The following is a 16,857-nucleotide window of genomic DNA, read 5'->3' as shown; positions in this document are numbered from 1 at the left end:
CACTGCTGGCTGAACCGGCCCGGCGCCATAACGCCCGGCAGCTGCGCGGAAAAAACAAGACAGACCGGCCTGCGCTGCCCTGCACCATCAAAGGTCAGGGGTCAACGGCCGTGTCACTGGAACTAGGAGGGAGTGAGAGAGGGAGGGCCACGCGCAAAGAACAGCGCCGGGCTTTGGCGCAGCAAGATGGCCAGCACGGTCGGCGCCGCTTCCTGCACCGCCCGCAGCAAGGGCGCCTGCAGCGGATCGCAGAGCAGGCCAGCTCCCAGCGCCATGTGGGAAAAGCCTTGGCAGTCGGCCTCGGAATGCTTGCCAAACAGGTCATGCGCGCCATGGCCGGGGCTGACCACGGTATCGCTGCTGTCACGCTCGCCAGCCGATGCTGTGGCCGTGAGCGCAGCCGTCTGCAGCGCGCGGGCATGGAGGTGGCTGATGTCATGGACCTTGCCCAAGAGCGGCAGGCACAGCTGCGCAAAACACAGCCAGCACAGCAGCGCCATCGCCCAGCCACACAGCGGCCTGGGCGCATGCGCCGAGACAGACAGGGGGTGGAGAGCGCGCAGGGAAGACACAGGCCGGGCAGACAATCAAACCAGGGGGCCGCGCAGACGACGGCCACTATTGCAAATGAATTGCATTATGCCTGTAAATGCCAGGCAAAGCAGCACCTGGGGGACAAGGCCCGCAAAAAGGCAAGGGCCCGCAATTCCGGGCCCTGCACTGCAGCTTACGGTAGGGGCAGCTTACAAAAAGCGCTCCAGCAGCTTGCGCGACGCCTTGTCGAGGCGGTTCGTATCGGGCAGGCGGTAGTGCACGCCATCGGCCGAGGTGATCAGCAGGTTCTGGCGGCCATGCAGCTTGCGGATGTCCTCTTCGGCCTTCAAGGTCATGTGGACGGGGCCCCGGTCGGTCTCCAGGGTCCAGATGCTGGGGACGGAGAACGTGGAGACGCTGACGATGCGCTCGATCAGCGGCTGGAACTCGCGCGCGGCCAGGTCTTCGTCGAGCAGCGCGCGGGCGGCTGGGTCCACCGCGTCCATATCGGCGATCCACAGCACCTCCTTGCCGTCTTCGCCGACCAGGGAGATGCCCAGCGATGGTGCCGACAGCGGAAAGGCGCGCACCGGGTTGACCTGGTGGGGCCTGCCGTCCTTGTCCAGAACCAGACGGCCAAAGGGATTGCGGCTGAGCGCCAGCGGAGAGGAAATGGTTGTCATGAAAGGGCTTTCCTGGGCTGCTGATCAGCGGTTGTCATCGGACCCGTCCACATGGGACTTGGGCAGGGGCTGCATGTCATAGGTCACGCCCGCAGCGCGCGCGGTGACCACGCCAGCGGCTTCGGCATCTTCCTCGGCGCGGCGCGCCTGCGCCATGTACAAGCGCCAGTAGGCGCCTTCCTGGGCCATCAGCGCATCATGCGATCCGACTTCGACAATCTCGCCGCGGTCCATCACCACCAGGCGGTCGGCCTTGCGCAGGGTCGAGAGGCGGTGGGCAATCGCAATAGTGGTGCGGCCTTGCACCAGGTTATCCAGCGCCCGCTGGATTTCCTTTTCAGTCTCGGTATCGACGGCCGAGGTCGCCTCGTCCAGGATCAGGATGCGTGGGTCGATCAGCAGCGCGCGCGCAATCGAGATGCGCTGGCGCTCACCGCCGGACAGGCCCTGGCCGCGCTCGCCGACCAGCGAGTCATAGCCATGGGGCAGGCGCAGGATGAACTCATGCGCATGGGCGGCGCGGGCAGCGGCCACAATCTCTTCGCGTGTCGCATCGGGCTTGCCGTAGGCAATGTTCTCGGCAATGGTGCCAAAGAACAGGAAGGGCTCCTGCAGCACCAGGCCGATATTGCTGCGGTAGTCGGACACGGCGATGCGGCGCACATCGACGCCATCGAGCTGGATCGAGCCATCGGTCACGTCGTAGAAACGGCTGATCAAGTTGACCAGGGTGCTTTTGCCCGAGCCGCTGTGGCCCACCAGGCCAATCATCTCGCCGGGGCGGATCTGCAGGTTCAGGTCCTTGATGACGGTGCGGCTGCCATAGCGGAAACCGACGTTCTCCATCGTGATGGAGCCCTGCACCTTGCCCAGCTTGACCGGGTTGACCGGGTCGGGCACGTTGCTCACATGGTCGAGGATGTCAAAGATGCGCTTGGCGCCGGCAGCGGCCTTTTGCGTGACCGACACAATGCGGCTCATCGAATCGAGACGCGTGTAGAAGCGGCCGATGTAGGCGATGAAGGCGGTCAGCACACCGACGGTGATCGAGCCACCCGCCACCAGGTAGATACCAAAGGCCCAGACGATCAACAGGCCGATTTCGGTCAGCAAGGTGACCGTGGGGGTGAACAGCGACCAGGTCTTGTTGACCCGGTCATTGGCTTCGAGGTTGACCTGGTTGGCGGCAGCAAAACGGTCGGCCTCGCGCTGCTCTTGGGCAAAGGCCTTGACGACGCGGATACCGGGAATCGTGTCAGCCAGCACATTGGTCACTTCGGACCAGACGCGGTCGATCTTCTCGAAGCCGGTGCGCAGCTTGTCGCGCACGGTGTGGATCATCCAGGCGATGAAGGGCAGCGGCACCAGGGTCACCAGGGCCAGCCAGGGGTTGATCGAGAACAGGATCGCCGAGGTCATCACGATCATCAGCACATCGGTCGCAAAATCCAGCGCGTTGAGCGAGAGAAACAGGTTGATGCGGTCGGTTTCGGCGCCGATACGGGCCATCAGGTCACCGGTGCGCTTGCTGCCGTAAAAATCGAGCGACAGCTTGAGCAGGTGGTTGTAAGTGGTGGTGCGCAGGTTGGCGCCGATGCGCTCGGAGACGCGCGCCAGCACAAAGGTGCGCGCCCAGCCCAGCAGCCAGGCGATCAGTGCCGAAATCAGCAGCGCGCCCAGGTAGAAACGCACCAAGCCCGCATCGATCTTCTCGCCGTTCTGGAACGGGATCAGGATCTTGTCCATCAGCGGAATCGTCAGGTACGGCGCCACCAGCTGGGCGGCCGTGGTGCAGAGCGTCAGGACGAAACCCAACAACAATTGCATTTTGTAGGGTTTGGCAAAGCGCCACAGGCGCAGCAGCACCCAGCTCGAGGTCGGTGCATTCTGCTGGCGGGCACAGGCCGGGCATTCTTCGCTGTCGGGGGGCAGCACACTGCCGCAGACCGGGCAGAGCGAGCGCTCGTCCTCGACCACCTGGTAGGCCTCGTTGCGCAGCAAGCGCTCACGTTGGCGCTCGAACTGCTGCATCAAGCCCAGCACCGCCGTCTGGTGGCTCAGGGTGATGCGCCACAGGCCCAGGCGCTGCGCGCTGTCATGCAGCTCCAGGCTGCCCACGCCGCCATGGTCAAAAAAACGCAGGCTCAAATCCGTTGATAGTACCCACTCACTCCACTGCTGGGCATCGGGATCAAAGGCCAGAAGGCGCTCCGAGGTCAGCACCACCTGGCCGCTGCCGAAGCGCAAATCCGAGGTCAGGTCAACGGGAGTGACGGCAAGCACGTTTTCCAGGGTGTTGAGCTTGGCTCGCAATTGGGTTCCTAGCGGACCCGCAAAGAATGCTGACGCGTCCGCGGAATGAAGATGTTGCATAAGGCGTTTTTTCTCTCCGCACGGGGCGGTGGCAGTGGTCCGGTGAACAACCGCATATTATTGTGGCGAACGGCGGCATGGGTCGCCCCGCCCTCATCTGTCTTTAACGTCTGACATGCCCAATAGGCTGACAGCGATTAATCTGCCTCATTTGGGCGCACAATGCTTTCCCATCTACGGCGATTCCCCCCGGAATTGTTACTTATGTTTATCCGTTGATCGATATGGCGAAATTCAATACCATCCAACTCTTGCGCACTACCTTTTTGCGCGGCCCCAGCGTCTGGACTTACCGCCCCGTATTGGAGGTCTGGCTGGACCTTGGAGAGCTGGAGGACTATCCCTCGAACAAGATCCCCGGGCTGAACGAGCGCCTCACCACCTGGCTGCCCGACCTGATCGAGCACACCTGCGGCGTCGGTGAACGCGGCGGCTTTATCCAGCGCCTCGAAGGCGGCACCTGGATGGGCCATGTGATGGAGCACGTGATCATCGAGCTGCTGAACCTGGCGGGCATGCCGGCCGAATTTGGCCAGACGCGCGAGATCTCCAAGCGCGGCGTCTACCGCATGGTGTTCCGCTGCCCCGAAGAGGCCGTGGCCCGCGTCGCGCTGGAGCATGGCCACCAGCTGCTGATGGCCGCGATCAACGACGAGCCCTACGACATCAAGCCGGCGGTCCATGCAATCAAGACGGCGATCAATGACCGCTACCTCGGCCCCTCGACTGGCTGCATCGTCGATGCCGCCAGCGAGCGCCGCATTCCCCATATCCGCCTCAACGATGGCAACCTGGTGCAGCTGGGCTATGGCGCTGCGCAGCGCCGCATCTGGACGGCCGAGTCCGACCAGACCAGCGCGATTGCCGAAGGCATTGCCCAGGACAAGGATTTCACCAAGCGCCTGCTGACCGCCTGCGGCGTGCCGGTGCCCGAAGGCCAGATCGTGGCCACCGCCGAAGAAGCCTGGGAAGTCGCCCAGGACATCGGCTTCCCCGTCACCGTCAAGCCGTCTGACGGCAACCACGCCCGGGGCGTGACCTTGGAGCTGTCGCAAGAGGCCGATATCAAGGCCGCGTTTGCGCTGGCCCAGCCCGAAGGCTCGGATGTCATCGTCGAGAAGTTCATCGATGGCGTCGAGCACCGCCTGCTGGTGGTGGGCGACAAGGTGGTCGCGGCCACCAAGGGCGAGACCGTCAGCGTCTACGGCAATGGCAAGGCCACCTTGCGCGAGCTGGTGGCTGTGCTCAATGAAGACCCCCGCCGGGGCCCCGAGCAGGAGTACCCGCTCGACTGGATCAAGCTCGAGGCCGGCGCCGTCAAGCTCGAACTCAACCGCCAGCATGTCACGCCCGATTCGGTCATTCCGCAAGGCCAGGGCGTGCTGCTGCAACGCAATGGCAACATGGCCATTGATTGCCTCGATGATGTGCACCCGGATGTGGCCTACTACGCGGTGCTGGCGGCCAAGATCGTCGGCCTGGACATCGCCGGCATGGACATGATCCTGAAGGACGTCTCCCAGCCGATGCAAGGCCAGGGCGCGATTCTCGAAGTCAACGCTGGCCCGGGCCTGTTGATGCACCTCAAGCCCACCAGTGGCGCGCCGCGCCCGGTGGGCATGGCCATTGCCGACCACCTCTTCCCGCGCGAAGAAGGTGCCGGCGCAGGCCGCATCCCGATCGTCGGCATTGTCGGCACGCAGAACAATGCGTTCATCGCGCGCCTCGTAGGCTGGCTGCTGCAGCTGTCGGGCAAGCTCACCGGTGTGGCCAGCGATGAGGGCATGTTCCTGTCCAACCGCCAGACCCAGAAGACCAATACCGCCAACTGGGCCGGTGCGCACCGCCTGCTCACCAACCGCCTGGCGCAAGCGGCGGTGATCCAGACGACAGCCCGCTCCATTCTGGAAGAAGGCCTGGCCTATGACCGCTGCCTGGTCGGTGTCGTGACCGACATGCAGGGCTTCGAATCGCTGCCCGACCACGATGTGCTCGAAGCCGGCCAGATGCGCCGCGTGATGCGCACCCAGATCGATGTGGTGCTGGACGAAGGCGCTGGCGTGCTCAACGCCGACCTGCCCGAAGTGGCCGACCTGGCCGAGCTCTGCGACGGCGAAGTGGTGCTCTACACCACCGATGCGAACAACGAGGCTGTGGCCGCCCACCGCGCCAACACCGAAGCCCAGCACGAAGGCGGCCGCGCCGTTCTCATCAAGGGCAACAATGTGGTGCTGGCCACCGGCGCGCAAGAGCGCGTACTGGGCACCCTCGATGCGCTGAGCCTGCCGGGCGGCAAGAAGCCCGACACCTCGGCCCTGCTTGCCGCCATCGCCACGGCCTGGGCGCTGGATATCACCCCCGATCTGATCGGCGCCGGTATCAAGACCTTCGAGTACAACGCCTGATACGCCGGACACGGATCTCCACGACGACAAGCATGCACGGCCCGCTGATTCAGCGGGCCCTCCATCTGAAAGAAACACTATGCAGCTCTCCCGCACCCGTGCCTTGCGTGGCCCCAACCTCTGGACCCGCAGCACCGCCATCGAGACCATCGTGCGCTGTGAAGACAGCGAACAGCGCTACAGCACCATCCCCGGTTTTGAAGAAAAACTGCGTGCGCGCTTCCCCAATATCGCCCCGCTGCAGCCCCATGGCGCCGACCAGGCGCTGTCGCTCGCCCATGTGCTCGAAATCGCTGCGCTGTCGCTGCAGGCACAAGCCGGCTGCCCGGTCACCTTCAGCCGCACCCATGTAACGACCGAGCCCGGTACCTACCAGGTCGTTGTCGAATACACCGAAGAGGCGGTGGGCAAGCTGGCGATGGAAAAGGCCGAAGCGCTGATCCAGGCCACCTTGAACGACAGCCCCTTTGATGCCGACGCCGCCATTGCCGCGCTGCGCGAGTTGGATGAAGACGAGCGCATTGGCCCCTCGACCGGCGCGATTGTGGACGCCGCCGTCGCCCGGGGCATCCCGTTTCGCCGTCTGACCAGCGGCTCGCTGGTGCAGCTGGGCTGGGGCTCCAAGGCGCGCCGCTTCCAGGCGGCCGAGATTGATTCGACCAGCGCTGTGGCCGAATCCATTGCGCAGGACAAGGACCTGACCAAGCGCCTGCTGCATGCCGCCGGCGTGCCCGTGCCCATGGGCCGCCCTGTCGCCGATGTGAACGAGGCCTGGGAAGTGGCCTTGGAAGTGGGCCTGCCCGTCGTGGTCAAGCCCCAGGATGGCAACCAGGGCAAGGGCGTAGTGGTCAACATCACGACCCGCGAAGGCCTGGAAGCGGCCTACAAGACCGCCAGCGAATTTGGCGACGAGATCATGGTCGAGCGCTTTTTGCCCGGCCACGACTTCCGCCTGCTCGTGGTGGGCGGCCAACTGGTCGCTGCTGCCCGCCGCGAGCCGCCCCAGGTGCTGGGCGACGGCCAGCACACCATCCGCGAGCTGGTGAACCTGGTCAACCAGGACCCACGCCGGGGCACCGGCCACGGCACCGCGCTCACCAAGATCCGCCTGGACGACATCGCCATCGCCCGCATTGCCAGCGAAGGCATGACCCCCGACAGCGTGCCCGGCCAAGGCCAGCGCGTGGTGCTGCGCAACAATGCCAACCTGTCCACCGGCGGCAGCGCCACCGATGTGACCGATGACGTGCACCCCGAAATCGCCGCCCGCGCGATCGAAGCGGCCCAGACCATTGGCCTGCACATCTGCGGCGTGGACGTGGTCTGCGAGACCATGCTCAAGCCGCTCGAAGAGCAAAGTGGCGGCATTGTCGAAGTCAACGCCGCCCCTGGCCTGCGCATGCACCTGGCGCCCTCGTTCGGCAAGCCCCGCCATGTCGGCGTGCCCATGGTCGACGAGATGTTCAGCGCCGGCAACGACGGCCGCATTCCGCTCGTTGCCGTGACCGGCACCAACGGCAAGACCACGACCACCCGTGTCATCGCCCATCTGTTCACCTCGCACGGCTGGCGCACCGCGATGACCAATACCGATGGCGTCTACGTCAACGGCCGCCAGATCGACAGCGGCGATTGCTCGGGCCCGCGCAGCGCGCGCAACGCCCTGGCCCACCCCGAGACCGATGCCGCCGTGCTCGAATGCGCACGCGGCGGCATTCTGCGCGAGGGCCTGGGTTTTGACCGCTGCCAGGTGGCCGTGGTCACCAACGTCGGCGAAGGCGACCACCTGGGTCTGAACTTCATCACCACCAAGGAAGATGTGGGTGTCTTGAAGCGCGTGATCGTGCAGAACGTCGCCCCCACCGGCTATGCGGTGCTCAACGCCGCCGACCCGCTGGTCGCCGCGATGGCCCATGTCTGCCCCGGCAAGGTGATCTTCTTTGCCGCCGACCGCCACCACCCCGTGATGGCCACGCACCGCGCCCAAGGCAGCCGCGTGGTCTATGTCGACGGCGACAGCATCGTGGCCGCCGAAGGCTCCTGGCGCGAGTCGATCCCGCTGCGCGAGATCCCGATCACCCGCAATGGCGCGATCACCTTCCAGGTCGAGAACGTCATGGCCTCGATTGGCGCCGCCTGGGCCGCCGGCCTGCCCTGGCAGACCATCCGCCGAGGCCTGGCCGGCTTTGTCAACGACAGCGACAACGCCCCGGGCCGCTTCAATGTGATGGACTACCGGGGTGCGACCATCATTGCCGACTACGGCCACAACCCGGACGCCATCCGCGCACTGATCCAGGCCGTGGAAGCCATGCCCGCCAACAAGCGCAGCGTGGTCATCAGCGGCGCCGGTGACCGCCGCGACGAAGACATCCGCGTGCAGACCGAGATGCTGGGCGAGGCCTTCGACGACGTCATCCTCTACCAGGATGCCGCCCAGCGCGGCCGCGCCGACGGCGAAGTCATCGCGCTGCTGCGCCAAGGCCTGCAAGGCGCCAGCCGCACCAGCTACGTGACCGATATCCACGGCGAGTTCATCGCCATCGACCACGCGCTCGCACGCCTGCAACCGGGCGACCTCTGCCTGGTGCTGGTCGACCAGGTCGAAGAAGCGCTGGAGCACCTGCAGCGCCACGTGGCCCAGGCCGCCGCCCAGGCCTGATCCAGCCCCCGCATGCACCGGCCAGCGCGCCGGTGCAGCCCTCTCTCCTTTTCGGACGCCCTCCATGCTGACCACCTCTTCCTGGCGCCGCACCCTCGTCGCCGCAGGCTGCCTGGCCGCCACCGCCGCCTGGGCCCAACCGGACACCATCGGCTCGGTGGACACGGTGTTCAAGTTCATCGGCCCCGACCACAAGATCGTTGTCGAGGCCTATGACGACCCTTTGGTCAAGGGGGTGACCTGCTATGTCTCCCGCGCCCGCACGGGCGGCGTCAAGGGCGCGCTGGGCCTGGCAGAAGACCGCTCGGAGGCCTCGATTGCCTGTGTGCAGGCCGGGCCGATCAGCATCGACAAGCCTCTGAAGCAGCAGGAAGAGGTGTTCAGCGAGCGGACCTCGCTGCTGTTCAAGCGTTTGCGGGTGGTGCGCATGGTGGATGCGGCGCGGAATACTTTGGTGTATATGACGTATTCGGACAAGGTGATTGAGGGCTCGCCGCAGAACAGTGTGACGGCGGTGGCGGTGCCTGCTTCTACGGTTATTCCGGTGAAGTGACCGCTCTTCCTTTGCGCTGATCGCCGCTACGGCTGCGCTTCTTAAATTGCGCTGTTTTCTACTGGCGTAGGGCAGCTGGCCGGGTCTCGCCCCGGCGGGCGAGGTACTTTTCTTGGCGACCCCGGATCGCCGGCCGAAGAAAAGTACCCAAAAGAAGGTCGCCCCTGCTGCTTGCGACCCTTCGCTTTGCGAAGGGCAACCTGTGTCGTGGCGTTTGCGGGGTGTGCCGCGAAACTCTCTACGCGCCAAAGGCGCTCCGTTCGGACAGACGCGGCAAGCTAGTTCACGAAGCGGGGGGGCGCGGGGGGGGGCCCGGCGCCCCCCCCACCCCCCCCCCCCCCCGCCCCCCCCCCCCCCCCCCCCCACCCACCCCCCCCCCCGCCCCCCCCCCCCCCCCCCCCCCCCCCACCCCACAAACACCACGCCCCAGGCGCAAGCAAAAGGGGAATGCGAACACCCCAACAGCCAAATACCAATAGGCCATCGCTGCGCTCGGCCCCCCCGAACAGGCCGAGCGTAGCGATGGCCTGCGTCTGCTCAGTCCCCTTCTGAATGCGCCGAGGAGCACAGGGTATGGGCTGGGCAGTTGCACCGCAGAGTGCAACTGCTTTGTGAACTGACTCACCGCGTCTGTCCGAACGCAGCGCAAAGCGCGTAGTGAGTTTCGCGGTGCAGCCCATACCCGAGCACCACAGGTTGCCCGCAGCGCAGCGAAGGGACGCAGTCAGCAGGGGCAGCCTTCTTTTGGGTACTTTTCTTGGCTGAGCAAGAAAAGTACCTCGCCCGCCGGGGCGAGACCCGGCCAGCCGCCCTACGCCAGTAGTAAACAGAGCAAATTAAAAGGCGCTGCTCAAAACTAAACAGCAAACAAAATCAAGCCTGCCGCTCCAAAGGCTCCACCAGCCCTTGCCACAACAAACTAGCATCCGCCAACCCAGCCACCTTCCCGATGACCATCATGCAAGGACTCCCCAACCCACTCCCCTGCAAACAACTCACCAAGCAAGCCAAAGACGTCAACACCGACCGCTGACTCGGCAAACTGGCGTTCTGCACCAAGGCCACCGGCGTATCCGGCGCCAGGCCACCGGCCAGCAAGCCCGCCTCGATCAAAGGCGCCGCCGCCACCCCCATGTACACCACCAGGCTGAGCGACAAGGCCTCAGCCGTAGCGCCCAGCTGGCACCAATCCAAAGGCGCGCCACCGGGCTTGGCATGGCCGGTCACAAAGACCACGCCATGGGCGTAGTCGCGGTGGGTCAGTGGCACACCCAGGCTGGTCGCGGCGGCCAGGCCGGAAGTGATGCCGTTGATGACTTCCACCTGCACACCCTGGGCCTGCAGGTGGGCGACCTCCTCGCCGCCCCGGCCAAAGATAAAGGGGTCGCCCCCCTTGAGGCGCACCACCGTCTCACCCTGGCGGGCGGCCATCACCATCAGCTTTTCAATAAAGGCCTGCGAAGTGCTGGCCCGGCCGCCGCGCTTGCCCACATAGATGGTGCGGGTGGCAGCGGGCGCCAGCGCCACGATGTCGGCGGAGACCAGGTCGTCGACCAGCAGCAAGGTGGCGGCCTGGATCGCGCGCCAGGCGCGCAGGGTCAGCAGCTCGGGGTCGCCCGGGCCGGCGCCTACCAAGTAGCAGCGGCCGGCAGCGAAGGGGGTGGTGGCAATGGCATGCATGGCAAGACCTTTCAAAAGCATCAGACAGAGGGCGCGAGCGCGACAGGGGCTACGCGCTGCACCAGCTGCTTGAGTTGGGGAATGCAAGAGCCGCAGCGTGTGCCGCAGCCCAGCGCGTTTTTGAGCTGCACCAGGCGCTGCTCCGGCGCGCCGTCGATGCGGGCCAGGGCCTCGCCAATCGCAGCCTCGTCCACATTCATGCAGGCGCAGACCTGGCGCGCACGGGGGGGTAAAGCGGCAGGTGCCTGGCTGCCCGAGGACAGCAGCAGGCGGCCAAAGCTGCGGGTGGATTGCTCATCGCGCAGCACCGGCGCCAGCCACTGGCCAGCACTGGCATCGCCACAGAGCAAGAAGGCCTGCAGCACCGGATCGCCCGCCTGCTCGCCCATGGTGATGGCGCGGCTGCACTGGCGCTGGGCGTCGGCATAGCGCAGGGTCTGCGGGCCATCGAGCTGCAGCAGCTGCTGCAAACGCGCCAGCAAGGCCGCGGGCGGCGCTTGGCGCGCGGCAGCGCGGAACTGCACACCATTGCGCCCCTGGCCGGCAGCGCCATCGAGCGGCACGGCCCGGCCAAACAGCACGCTGCTGCCAAAGTCGAACTCGCCCATCAAGGCCGCCAGCGCCTGGCGCGTGGCCAGCACCTGCTGGTCATCGAGCCAGGCCATGCCCAGGCACTGCCAGGGCAGCTCGGCTTTTTCCAGCTGCACCGCCACATGCTTCAACTCGGGCTGCTTGGAGCGCGGGCAGCGCTCGGGCGTGGTCAGTGCATTCACCCCTGCCAGGCGTTGGCCGTCCACCGTGCTGCCGCTCAGATGCATGCTGCCCCAGTGCATCGGCAGATTCAGCTGCGCGGGCTGTAGGCCGGCATCGGCTTGCACCGGCAGCACCAGGCTGCCGTAGCGGCTGTGCAGCTGCACCAGGTCGCCGTCTTGCAGTTGCAGCCGGCGCATGTCCTGCGGGTGGGCTTGCACGCTGGGCTCGCTCGCCTGGGCAAACAGGCGGCCGAGCTGACCGGTGCGGCTCATGCCATGCCACTGGTCGCGCAGCCGGCTCGTGTTGAGGCTGAAGGGGAACTGCGCATCGCGCGGCACCGCGACCGGCTTCCAGGGCTGGGCATCAAAGCGGGCGCGGCCATCGCCGGTGGCAAACTGGCCATCGCTGTAGAGGCGCTGGCGCCCTTGGGCCGCGCCGCTGGGCAGCGGCCACTGCTGCGGGCCTTGCGCTTCCAGCAGCGCCCAGCTCAGGCCCGTGATGTCCAGGTCGCGCCCGCGTGTGCTGTCGCGGTGCTCCATCCAGATGGCTTCGCAGCCGCGCTCGGCCTGCCCGGTGTCGTAGGCAAACAGGCTGGGGCGGCCGGGGCGCAGATGGCGCTCCAGCCGCTGGGCCAGCTGCACGCCAATCTGCCAATCATGGCGCGCCTGGCCGGGCGCGGCCACCGCCGCGCGCACCCGCGATATGCGCCGCTCGCTGTTGGTGACCGTGCCCAGCTTCTCGCCCCAGGTGGTGGCGGGCAGCAGCCAGTCGGCATAGGCCGTCGTCTCGGTCTGGGCAAAGGCCTCCTGCACCACCACCAGCTCAGCCCGCTCCAGCGCCCGGCGCACCATGGCCTGCTCGGGCAGGCTCTGCGCCGGGTTGGTGCAGGCAATCCACAGCGCCTTGATCTGGCCATCGGCCGCTGCTTCGAACATCTCCAGCGCCGACTTGCCCGGCAGCGCCGGCACGGCATCTACGCCCCACAGCTGGGCCACCTCGGCCCGGTGCTGCGGGTTGGCCATGTCGCGGTGGGCGCTGAGCAGGTTGGACAGGCCGCCGACCTCGCGCCCGCCCATCGCATTGGGCTGGCCGGTCAAGGACAAGGGGCCGGCGCCCGGCTTGCCGATCTGGCCGGTGGCCAGGTGCAGGTTGATCAGTGCCGCATTGTTGGCCGTGCCGCTGCTGCTTTGGTTGAGCCCCTGGCAGTACAGGCTGAGCGTGGGCAGGCGCTCGCTGTTGGTGCCCGGCGCATCGGCCCCGCCCCAGGCCAGCCATTGGGCGGCCAGGTACAGGTCGGCCAGCGCCAGGCCGCAGACCTGGGCCACCCTCTCCGGCGTCGCCTCACGCACGATCGCATGCAGCTGCGCAAAGCCGCTGGTGTGCGCATCGATAAAGTCCGCATCGGCCCAGCCCTGGGCCAGCATGATGTGCAAGAGGCCATGGCAGAGCATCACATCGGTGCCCGGCTGCAGCGCCAGGTGCAGATCGGCCAGCTCGGCGGTCTCGGTGCGGCGCGGGTCGACAACGATGATCTTGCGCTCGGGGTGGCACGCCTTGGCCTCTTCCACGCGCCGGAACAGGATCGGATGCGCCCAGGCCATATTGCTGCCGCTGATGAACAGGCAGCCGGCCAGGTCGATGTCTTCGTAGCAGGCCGGTGGTGCATCCGCCCCCAGGGTGGCCTTGTAGCCGGCCACCGCGCTGCTCATGCACAGGCGCGAGTTGGTGTCCAGGTTGTTCGTGCCCAGCAAGCCCTTGACCAGCTTGTTGAACACGTAGTAGTCCTCGGTCAGCAGCTGGCCGCTCAGGTAAAAGCCCAGCGCATCGGGGCCATGGTCGGCGCGGATCTGCAGCAAGTGGGCGGCCAGGCTGTCCAGCGCCGTGTCCCAGCTGCGGGCCTCGGGCGCGGCGCGGCGCTGCAGGCGCTGCATCGGCTGCAACAAGCGGCTTTGCCGCGCCAGCGCGGGCGCTGCTGTCAGGTGCAGGCTGCTGCCCTTGGTGCAGAGCTTGCCCTGGTTGGCGGGGTGCGCCGGGTCGCCGCGCACGGCGGTGATCTGCTGGCCGTCGGACGTGATGATCACGCCGCAGCCCACGCCGCAATAGGGGCAGGTGGATCGGGTCTCGGGCATGGCGGCTCGCTCCGGTGTGCGGCCTCAGGCGGCCGCCGTGGATGGCGATGGGCTGCAGCTCGAAGCCGCAGAACCGCAGCGCCCCAGGCCCACCGGCCCGGCCACAGGCCGGGTCTGCGCCAGCGCATGCCCGGCCAGCTCATCGGCGCGCAGCTGCACCGCGCTGCCCTCCAGCCGCACCGCAAAGCGCGGGGTGCAGCCCTCATCGGGGGCTGCGGCCTCGCCGGTGGCCAGCGCAATCGTCCAGTTGTGCAAGGGGCAGGCCACGCTGCTGCCAAACACCAGGCCTTGCGACAAGGGCCCGCCCTTGTGCGGGCAGCGGTCCAGCAGCGCAAACACCTCGCCGCTGGCGGTGCGGAACACCGCCACATCCAGGCCCTGGGCGCGGGCCACGCGGCGGGCGCCCAGCACCGGAATCTCATCGATGGCGCAGATGGTGATCCATTCATTCATGTCGGTCTCCTGGCGGCGCGGCATCATGCGCCGGCGGTGGTGAGGGGAGCAGAAAGGGACGGCAGCGCGGGTAGTGCCTGCAGGGGCTGGAACTGGCGCAGGTCCACCGCCGCCTTGTCGGTCTCGAACCAGGGGTCGGGCTCGCCGTCGAGCGCCTGCTGCAGCTGGGCCCAGAGCGCCTGGCGGCCAGCTGTATCGTCCAGAATGCGGCGCTTGACATGGTCGAGCCCCACGCGGCTCACGTAGTGCACCGTGCGCTCCAGGTACCAGCCCTCCAGCCGGTAGAGCTGCATGAAGGCGCCGGTGTACTCCAGCACTTCCTCGGCAGTCTTGAGCTTGGTGAGAAAGTGCGCCACCTCGGTCTTGATGCCGCCATTGCCGGCGATGTACATCTCCCAGCCCGAATCCACGCCGATAATGCCCACGTCCTTGATGCCCGATTCGGCACAGTTGCGCGGGCAGCCGCTGACGGCAAACTTCACCTTGTGCGGCGCATACATGCGCCACATCGCGCGTTCGAGGTCCTTGCCCATCTGCGTGCTGTCCTGCGTGCCCATGCGGCACCACTCGCTGCCCACACAGGTCTTGACGGTGCGCAGCGCCTTGGCATAGGCATGGCCGCAGGGCATGCCTATGTCGTTCCACACGCCTTGCAGGTCTTCCTTTTTCACGCCCAGCAGGTCAATGCGCTGGCCGCCGGTCACCTTCACGGTGGGGATCTGGTACTTGTCCACCACATCGGCAATGCGGCGCAGCTCGGCGGCCGTGGTCTCTCCCCCCCACATGCGCGGGATCACGCTGTAGGTGCCATCCTTTTGGATATTGGCGTGGCTGCGCTCGTTGATAAAGCGGCTTTGCGGGTCATCGCGCGCCTCCTTGGGCCAGGTGCTGATCAGGTAGTAGTTGATGGCCGGGCGGCAGCTGGCGCAGCCGTTAGGTGTCTTCCACTCCATGAAGCGGAAGACGCTGTCGGTCGTCAGCAGCCGCTGCTCGCGGATCGCATCGCGCACCGCCTGGTGGCCGTGCTCCGTGCAGCTGCACATCGGCTTGGTCTTGGGCGATGCCGAATAGTCGCCACCAACGGTGAACATGATGATCTGCTCTACGAGGCCGGTGCAGGAGCCGCAGCTGGCGCTGGCCTTGGTGTGCTTGCGCACGTCATCCAGGGTGAACAAACCCTTGTCCTTGATGGCCTTGCAGATGGCGCCCTTGCTCACGCCATTGCAGCCGCAGACCTCGTCGGCATCGGCCAGCGCGGCGGCCTTGTTCTGGCCCTGGTGGCCGGCATCGCCCAGGTTGGATTCGCCAAACATCAGCTTGTCGCGGATATCGGCCACGCTGCGCCCTTCGCGCAGCAGCTTGAAGTACCAGCTGCCATCAACCGTGTCGCCATACAGGCACGCGCCCACCAGCCGGTCTTCCTTGATCACCAGCTTTTTGTAGACGCCCGAGTAGGGGTCGCTCAGCACGATCTGCTCGGTGCCCTCCCCACCCTGGAAATCGCCGGCCGAGAACAGATCGATGCCGGTGACCTTGAGCTTGGTGGAGGTGAGCGAGCCCTGGTAGCGGCCAATGCCCATCTCGGCCAGGTGGTTGGCCAGCACCTTGCCCTGCTCAAACAAAGGCGCCACCAAGCCATAGGCAATGCCCCGGTGCGCGGCGCACTCGCCCACCGCATAGATGCGCGGGTCGGTGATGGTCTGCATGGTGTCGCTGACGACGATGCCCCGGTTCACATGCACGTGCATGGCCTCGGCCAGCGCCGTGTTGGGGCGGATGCCGACGGCCATCACCACCAGATCGGCCTCGATCTCGCGGCCATCGGCAAAGCGCAGCGCACGCACCCGGCCTTCAGCATTGCCCAGCAGCTCCTGCGTCTGCGCCTGCATGAAGAACTGCATGCCCCGCTCGATCAGCGATTTCTTCAGCAGCTGCCCGGCCTGGTCATCCAACTGCCGCTCCATCAGCCACTCGCCGGCATGCACCACTGCCACCTGCATGCCGCGCTTCATCAGGCCGTTGGCCGCCTCCAGCCCCAGCAGGCCGCCGCCAATGACCACCGCATGGCGCCAGTGCCGGGCCGCATCGATCATCGCCTGGGTATCGGCAATATCGCGGTAGGCCAGCACGCCTTGCAGCTCCTTGCCGGCAATGGGCAGCATGAAGGGGTTGGAGCCCGTTGCCAGAATCAGCCGGTCGTAGTCGGCCGTCACCGCTTCGCCATCGGCATTGCGGGCATGCACCACGCGGCGGGCGCGGTCTACCGCATGCACCGTGCAGCCGGCATGCAGGCGCACGCCATGCGTCTCGTACCAGCGCCAGTCGTTGAGCACGATGTCATCCAGGGTCTGCTCGCCCGCCAGCACCGGCGACAGCAGGATGCGGTTGTAGTTGGGGTGGGGCTCTGCACCAAATACCGTTATCTCGTACAGATCCGGCGCCAGCGCCAGCAGCTCTTCGAGCGCACGCACACCCGCCATACCGTTGCCAACCATGACCAACTTGATTTTTTTCATAGCATTTCCCGTGGGCAGCACAAAAAAAAGACGTCTAGGCGCCGCATGCCAGGCATGCGCGCTTAGACGTCTTTGTCTTTGGACGGTAGCGCCACTGTGCACCACCACCCGGTGGC

At 66.3% G+C, this 16,857-nt stretch carries 10 protein-coding genes; 3 read left to right on the top strand and 7 right to left on the bottom strand.

The genetic code is table 11. The features are described 5' to 3' along the window. Positions 1-122: 122 nt before the first annotated feature. From WH303_RS04895 to WH303_RS04885, 3 genes are all read right to left on the bottom strand, one after another. Positions 123-572 (bottom strand): hypothetical protein, encoded by a 450-nt coding sequence (locus tag WH303_RS04895; protein WP_339517243.1) that lies wholly within the window; start codon positions 570-572, stop codon positions 123-125. Positions 573-743: 171 nt separating this feature from the next. Continuing rightward, a complete protein-coding gene (locus WH303_RS04890) occupies positions 744-1,217 on the bottom strand; it encodes a cyanophycin metabolism-associated DUF1854 family protein (protein WP_312988878.1) in 474 nt (157 codons plus the stop codon). Between the two features lie 24 nt (positions 1,218-1,241). Beyond that, complete coding sequence (locus WH303_RS04885) at positions 1,242-3,590, bottom strand: cyanophycin metabolism-associated ABC transporter (RefSeq protein WP_339517242.1); 2,349 nt, start codon at positions 3,588-3,590, stop codon at positions 1,242-1,244. Positions 3,591-3,814: 224 nt separating this feature from the next. On the opposite strand from WH303_RS04885, the gene WH303_RS04880 reads away from it, so the two are divergent. The 3 genes from WH303_RS04880 (at position 3,815) to WH303_RS04870 (ending at position 9,210) form a co-directional block, all read left to right on the top strand. Continuing rightward, a complete protein-coding gene (locus WH303_RS04880) occupies positions 3,815-5,995 on the top strand; it encodes a cyanophycin synthetase (RefSeq protein WP_339517241.1) in 2,181 nt (726 codons plus the stop codon). A 79-nt stretch (positions 5,996-6,074) separates the two neighbouring features. After that, a complete protein-coding gene (cphA, locus tag WH303_RS04875; RefSeq protein ID WP_339517240.1) occupies positions 6,075-8,657 on the top strand; it encodes a cyanophycin synthetase in 2,583 nt (860 codons plus the stop codon). 64 nt (positions 8,658-8,721) lie between these two features. Further along, the gene (locus WH303_RS04870) at positions 8,722-9,210 is read left to right on the top strand and encodes a CreA family protein (protein ID WP_339517239.1); all 489 of its coding nucleotides are present in this window, start codon (positions 8,722-8,724) and stop codon (positions 9,208-9,210) included. Positions 9,211-10,083: 873 nt separating this feature from the next. Here the strand turns inward: WH303_RS04870 and cobA are convergent. The 4 genes from cobA to nirB are packed head-to-tail and all read right to left on the bottom strand — an operon-like array spanning position 10,084 to position 16,741. Then, the gene (gene cobA, locus WH303_RS04865; protein WP_339517238.1) at positions 10,084-10,890 is read right to left on the bottom strand and encodes a uroporphyrinogen-III C-methyltransferase; all 807 of its coding nucleotides are present in this window, start codon (positions 10,888-10,890) and stop codon (positions 10,084-10,086) included. A gap of 20 nt (positions 10,891-10,910) precedes the next feature. After that, positions 10,911-13,772, bottom strand: a complete 2,862-nt coding sequence (locus WH303_RS04860; RefSeq protein ID WP_339517237.1) for a nitrate reductase — start codon at positions 13,770-13,772, stop codon at positions 10,911-10,913. Between the two features lie 24 nt (positions 13,773-13,796). Next, the gene (nirD, locus tag WH303_RS04855) at positions 13,797-14,225 is read right to left on the bottom strand and encodes a nitrite reductase small subunit NirD (protein ID WP_339517236.1); all 429 of its coding nucleotides are present in this window, start codon (positions 14,223-14,225) and stop codon (positions 13,797-13,799) included. Positions 14,226-14,248: 23 nt separating this feature from the next. Continuing rightward, the gene (gene nirB, locus WH303_RS04850) at positions 14,249-16,741 is read right to left on the bottom strand and encodes a nitrite reductase large subunit NirB (RefSeq protein WP_339517235.1); all 2,493 of its coding nucleotides are present in this window, start codon (positions 16,739-16,741) and stop codon (positions 14,249-14,251) included. Positions 16,742-16,857 lie beyond the last annotated feature (116 nt).

The organism is Comamonas sp. MYb69 (assembly GCF_037479315.1).
GTDB lineage: Bacteria > Pseudomonadota > Gammaproteobacteria > Burkholderiales > Burkholderiaceae_C > Comamonas.
The sequence above is the reverse complement of the archived record's forward strand: the minus strand, read 5'-3'. Positions and strand labels throughout refer to the sequence as shown.

Excerpts from the sequence above, each read along its gene's own strand:
- nirB (WP_339517235.1), bottom strand. The coding sequence starts at position 16,741 with ATGAAAAAAATCAAGTTGGTCATGGTTGGCAACGGTATGGCGGGTGTG.
- WH303_RS04870 (WP_339517239.1), top strand. The coding sequence starts at position 8,722 with ATGCTGACCACCTCTTCCTGGCGCCGCACCCTCGTCGCCGCAGGCTGC.
- nirD (WP_339517236.1), bottom strand. The coding sequence starts at position 14,225 with ATGAATGAATGGATCACCATCTGCGCCATCGATGAGATTCCGGTGCTG.
- cobA (WP_339517238.1), bottom strand. The coding sequence starts at position 10,890 with ATGCATGCCATTGCCACCACCCCCTTCGCTGCCGGCCGCTGCTACTTG.
- WH303_RS04880 (WP_339517241.1), top strand. The coding sequence starts at position 3,815 with ATGGCGAAATTCAATACCATCCAACTCTTGCGCACTACCTTTTTGCGC.
- WH303_RS04890 (WP_312988878.1), bottom strand. The coding sequence starts at position 1,217 with ATGACAACCATTTCCTCTCCGCTGGCGCTCAGCCGCAATCCCTTTGGC.
- WH303_RS04860 (WP_339517237.1), bottom strand. The coding sequence starts at position 13,772 with ATGCCCGAGACCCGATCCACCTGCCCCTATTGCGGCGTGGGCTGCGGC.
- cphA (WP_339517240.1), top strand. The coding sequence starts at position 6,075 with ATGCAGCTCTCCCGCACCCGTGCCTTGCGTGGCCCCAACCTCTGGACC.
- WH303_RS04885 (WP_339517242.1), bottom strand. The coding sequence starts at position 3,590 with ATGCAACATCTTCATTCCGCGGACGCGTCAGCATTCTTTGCGGGTCCG.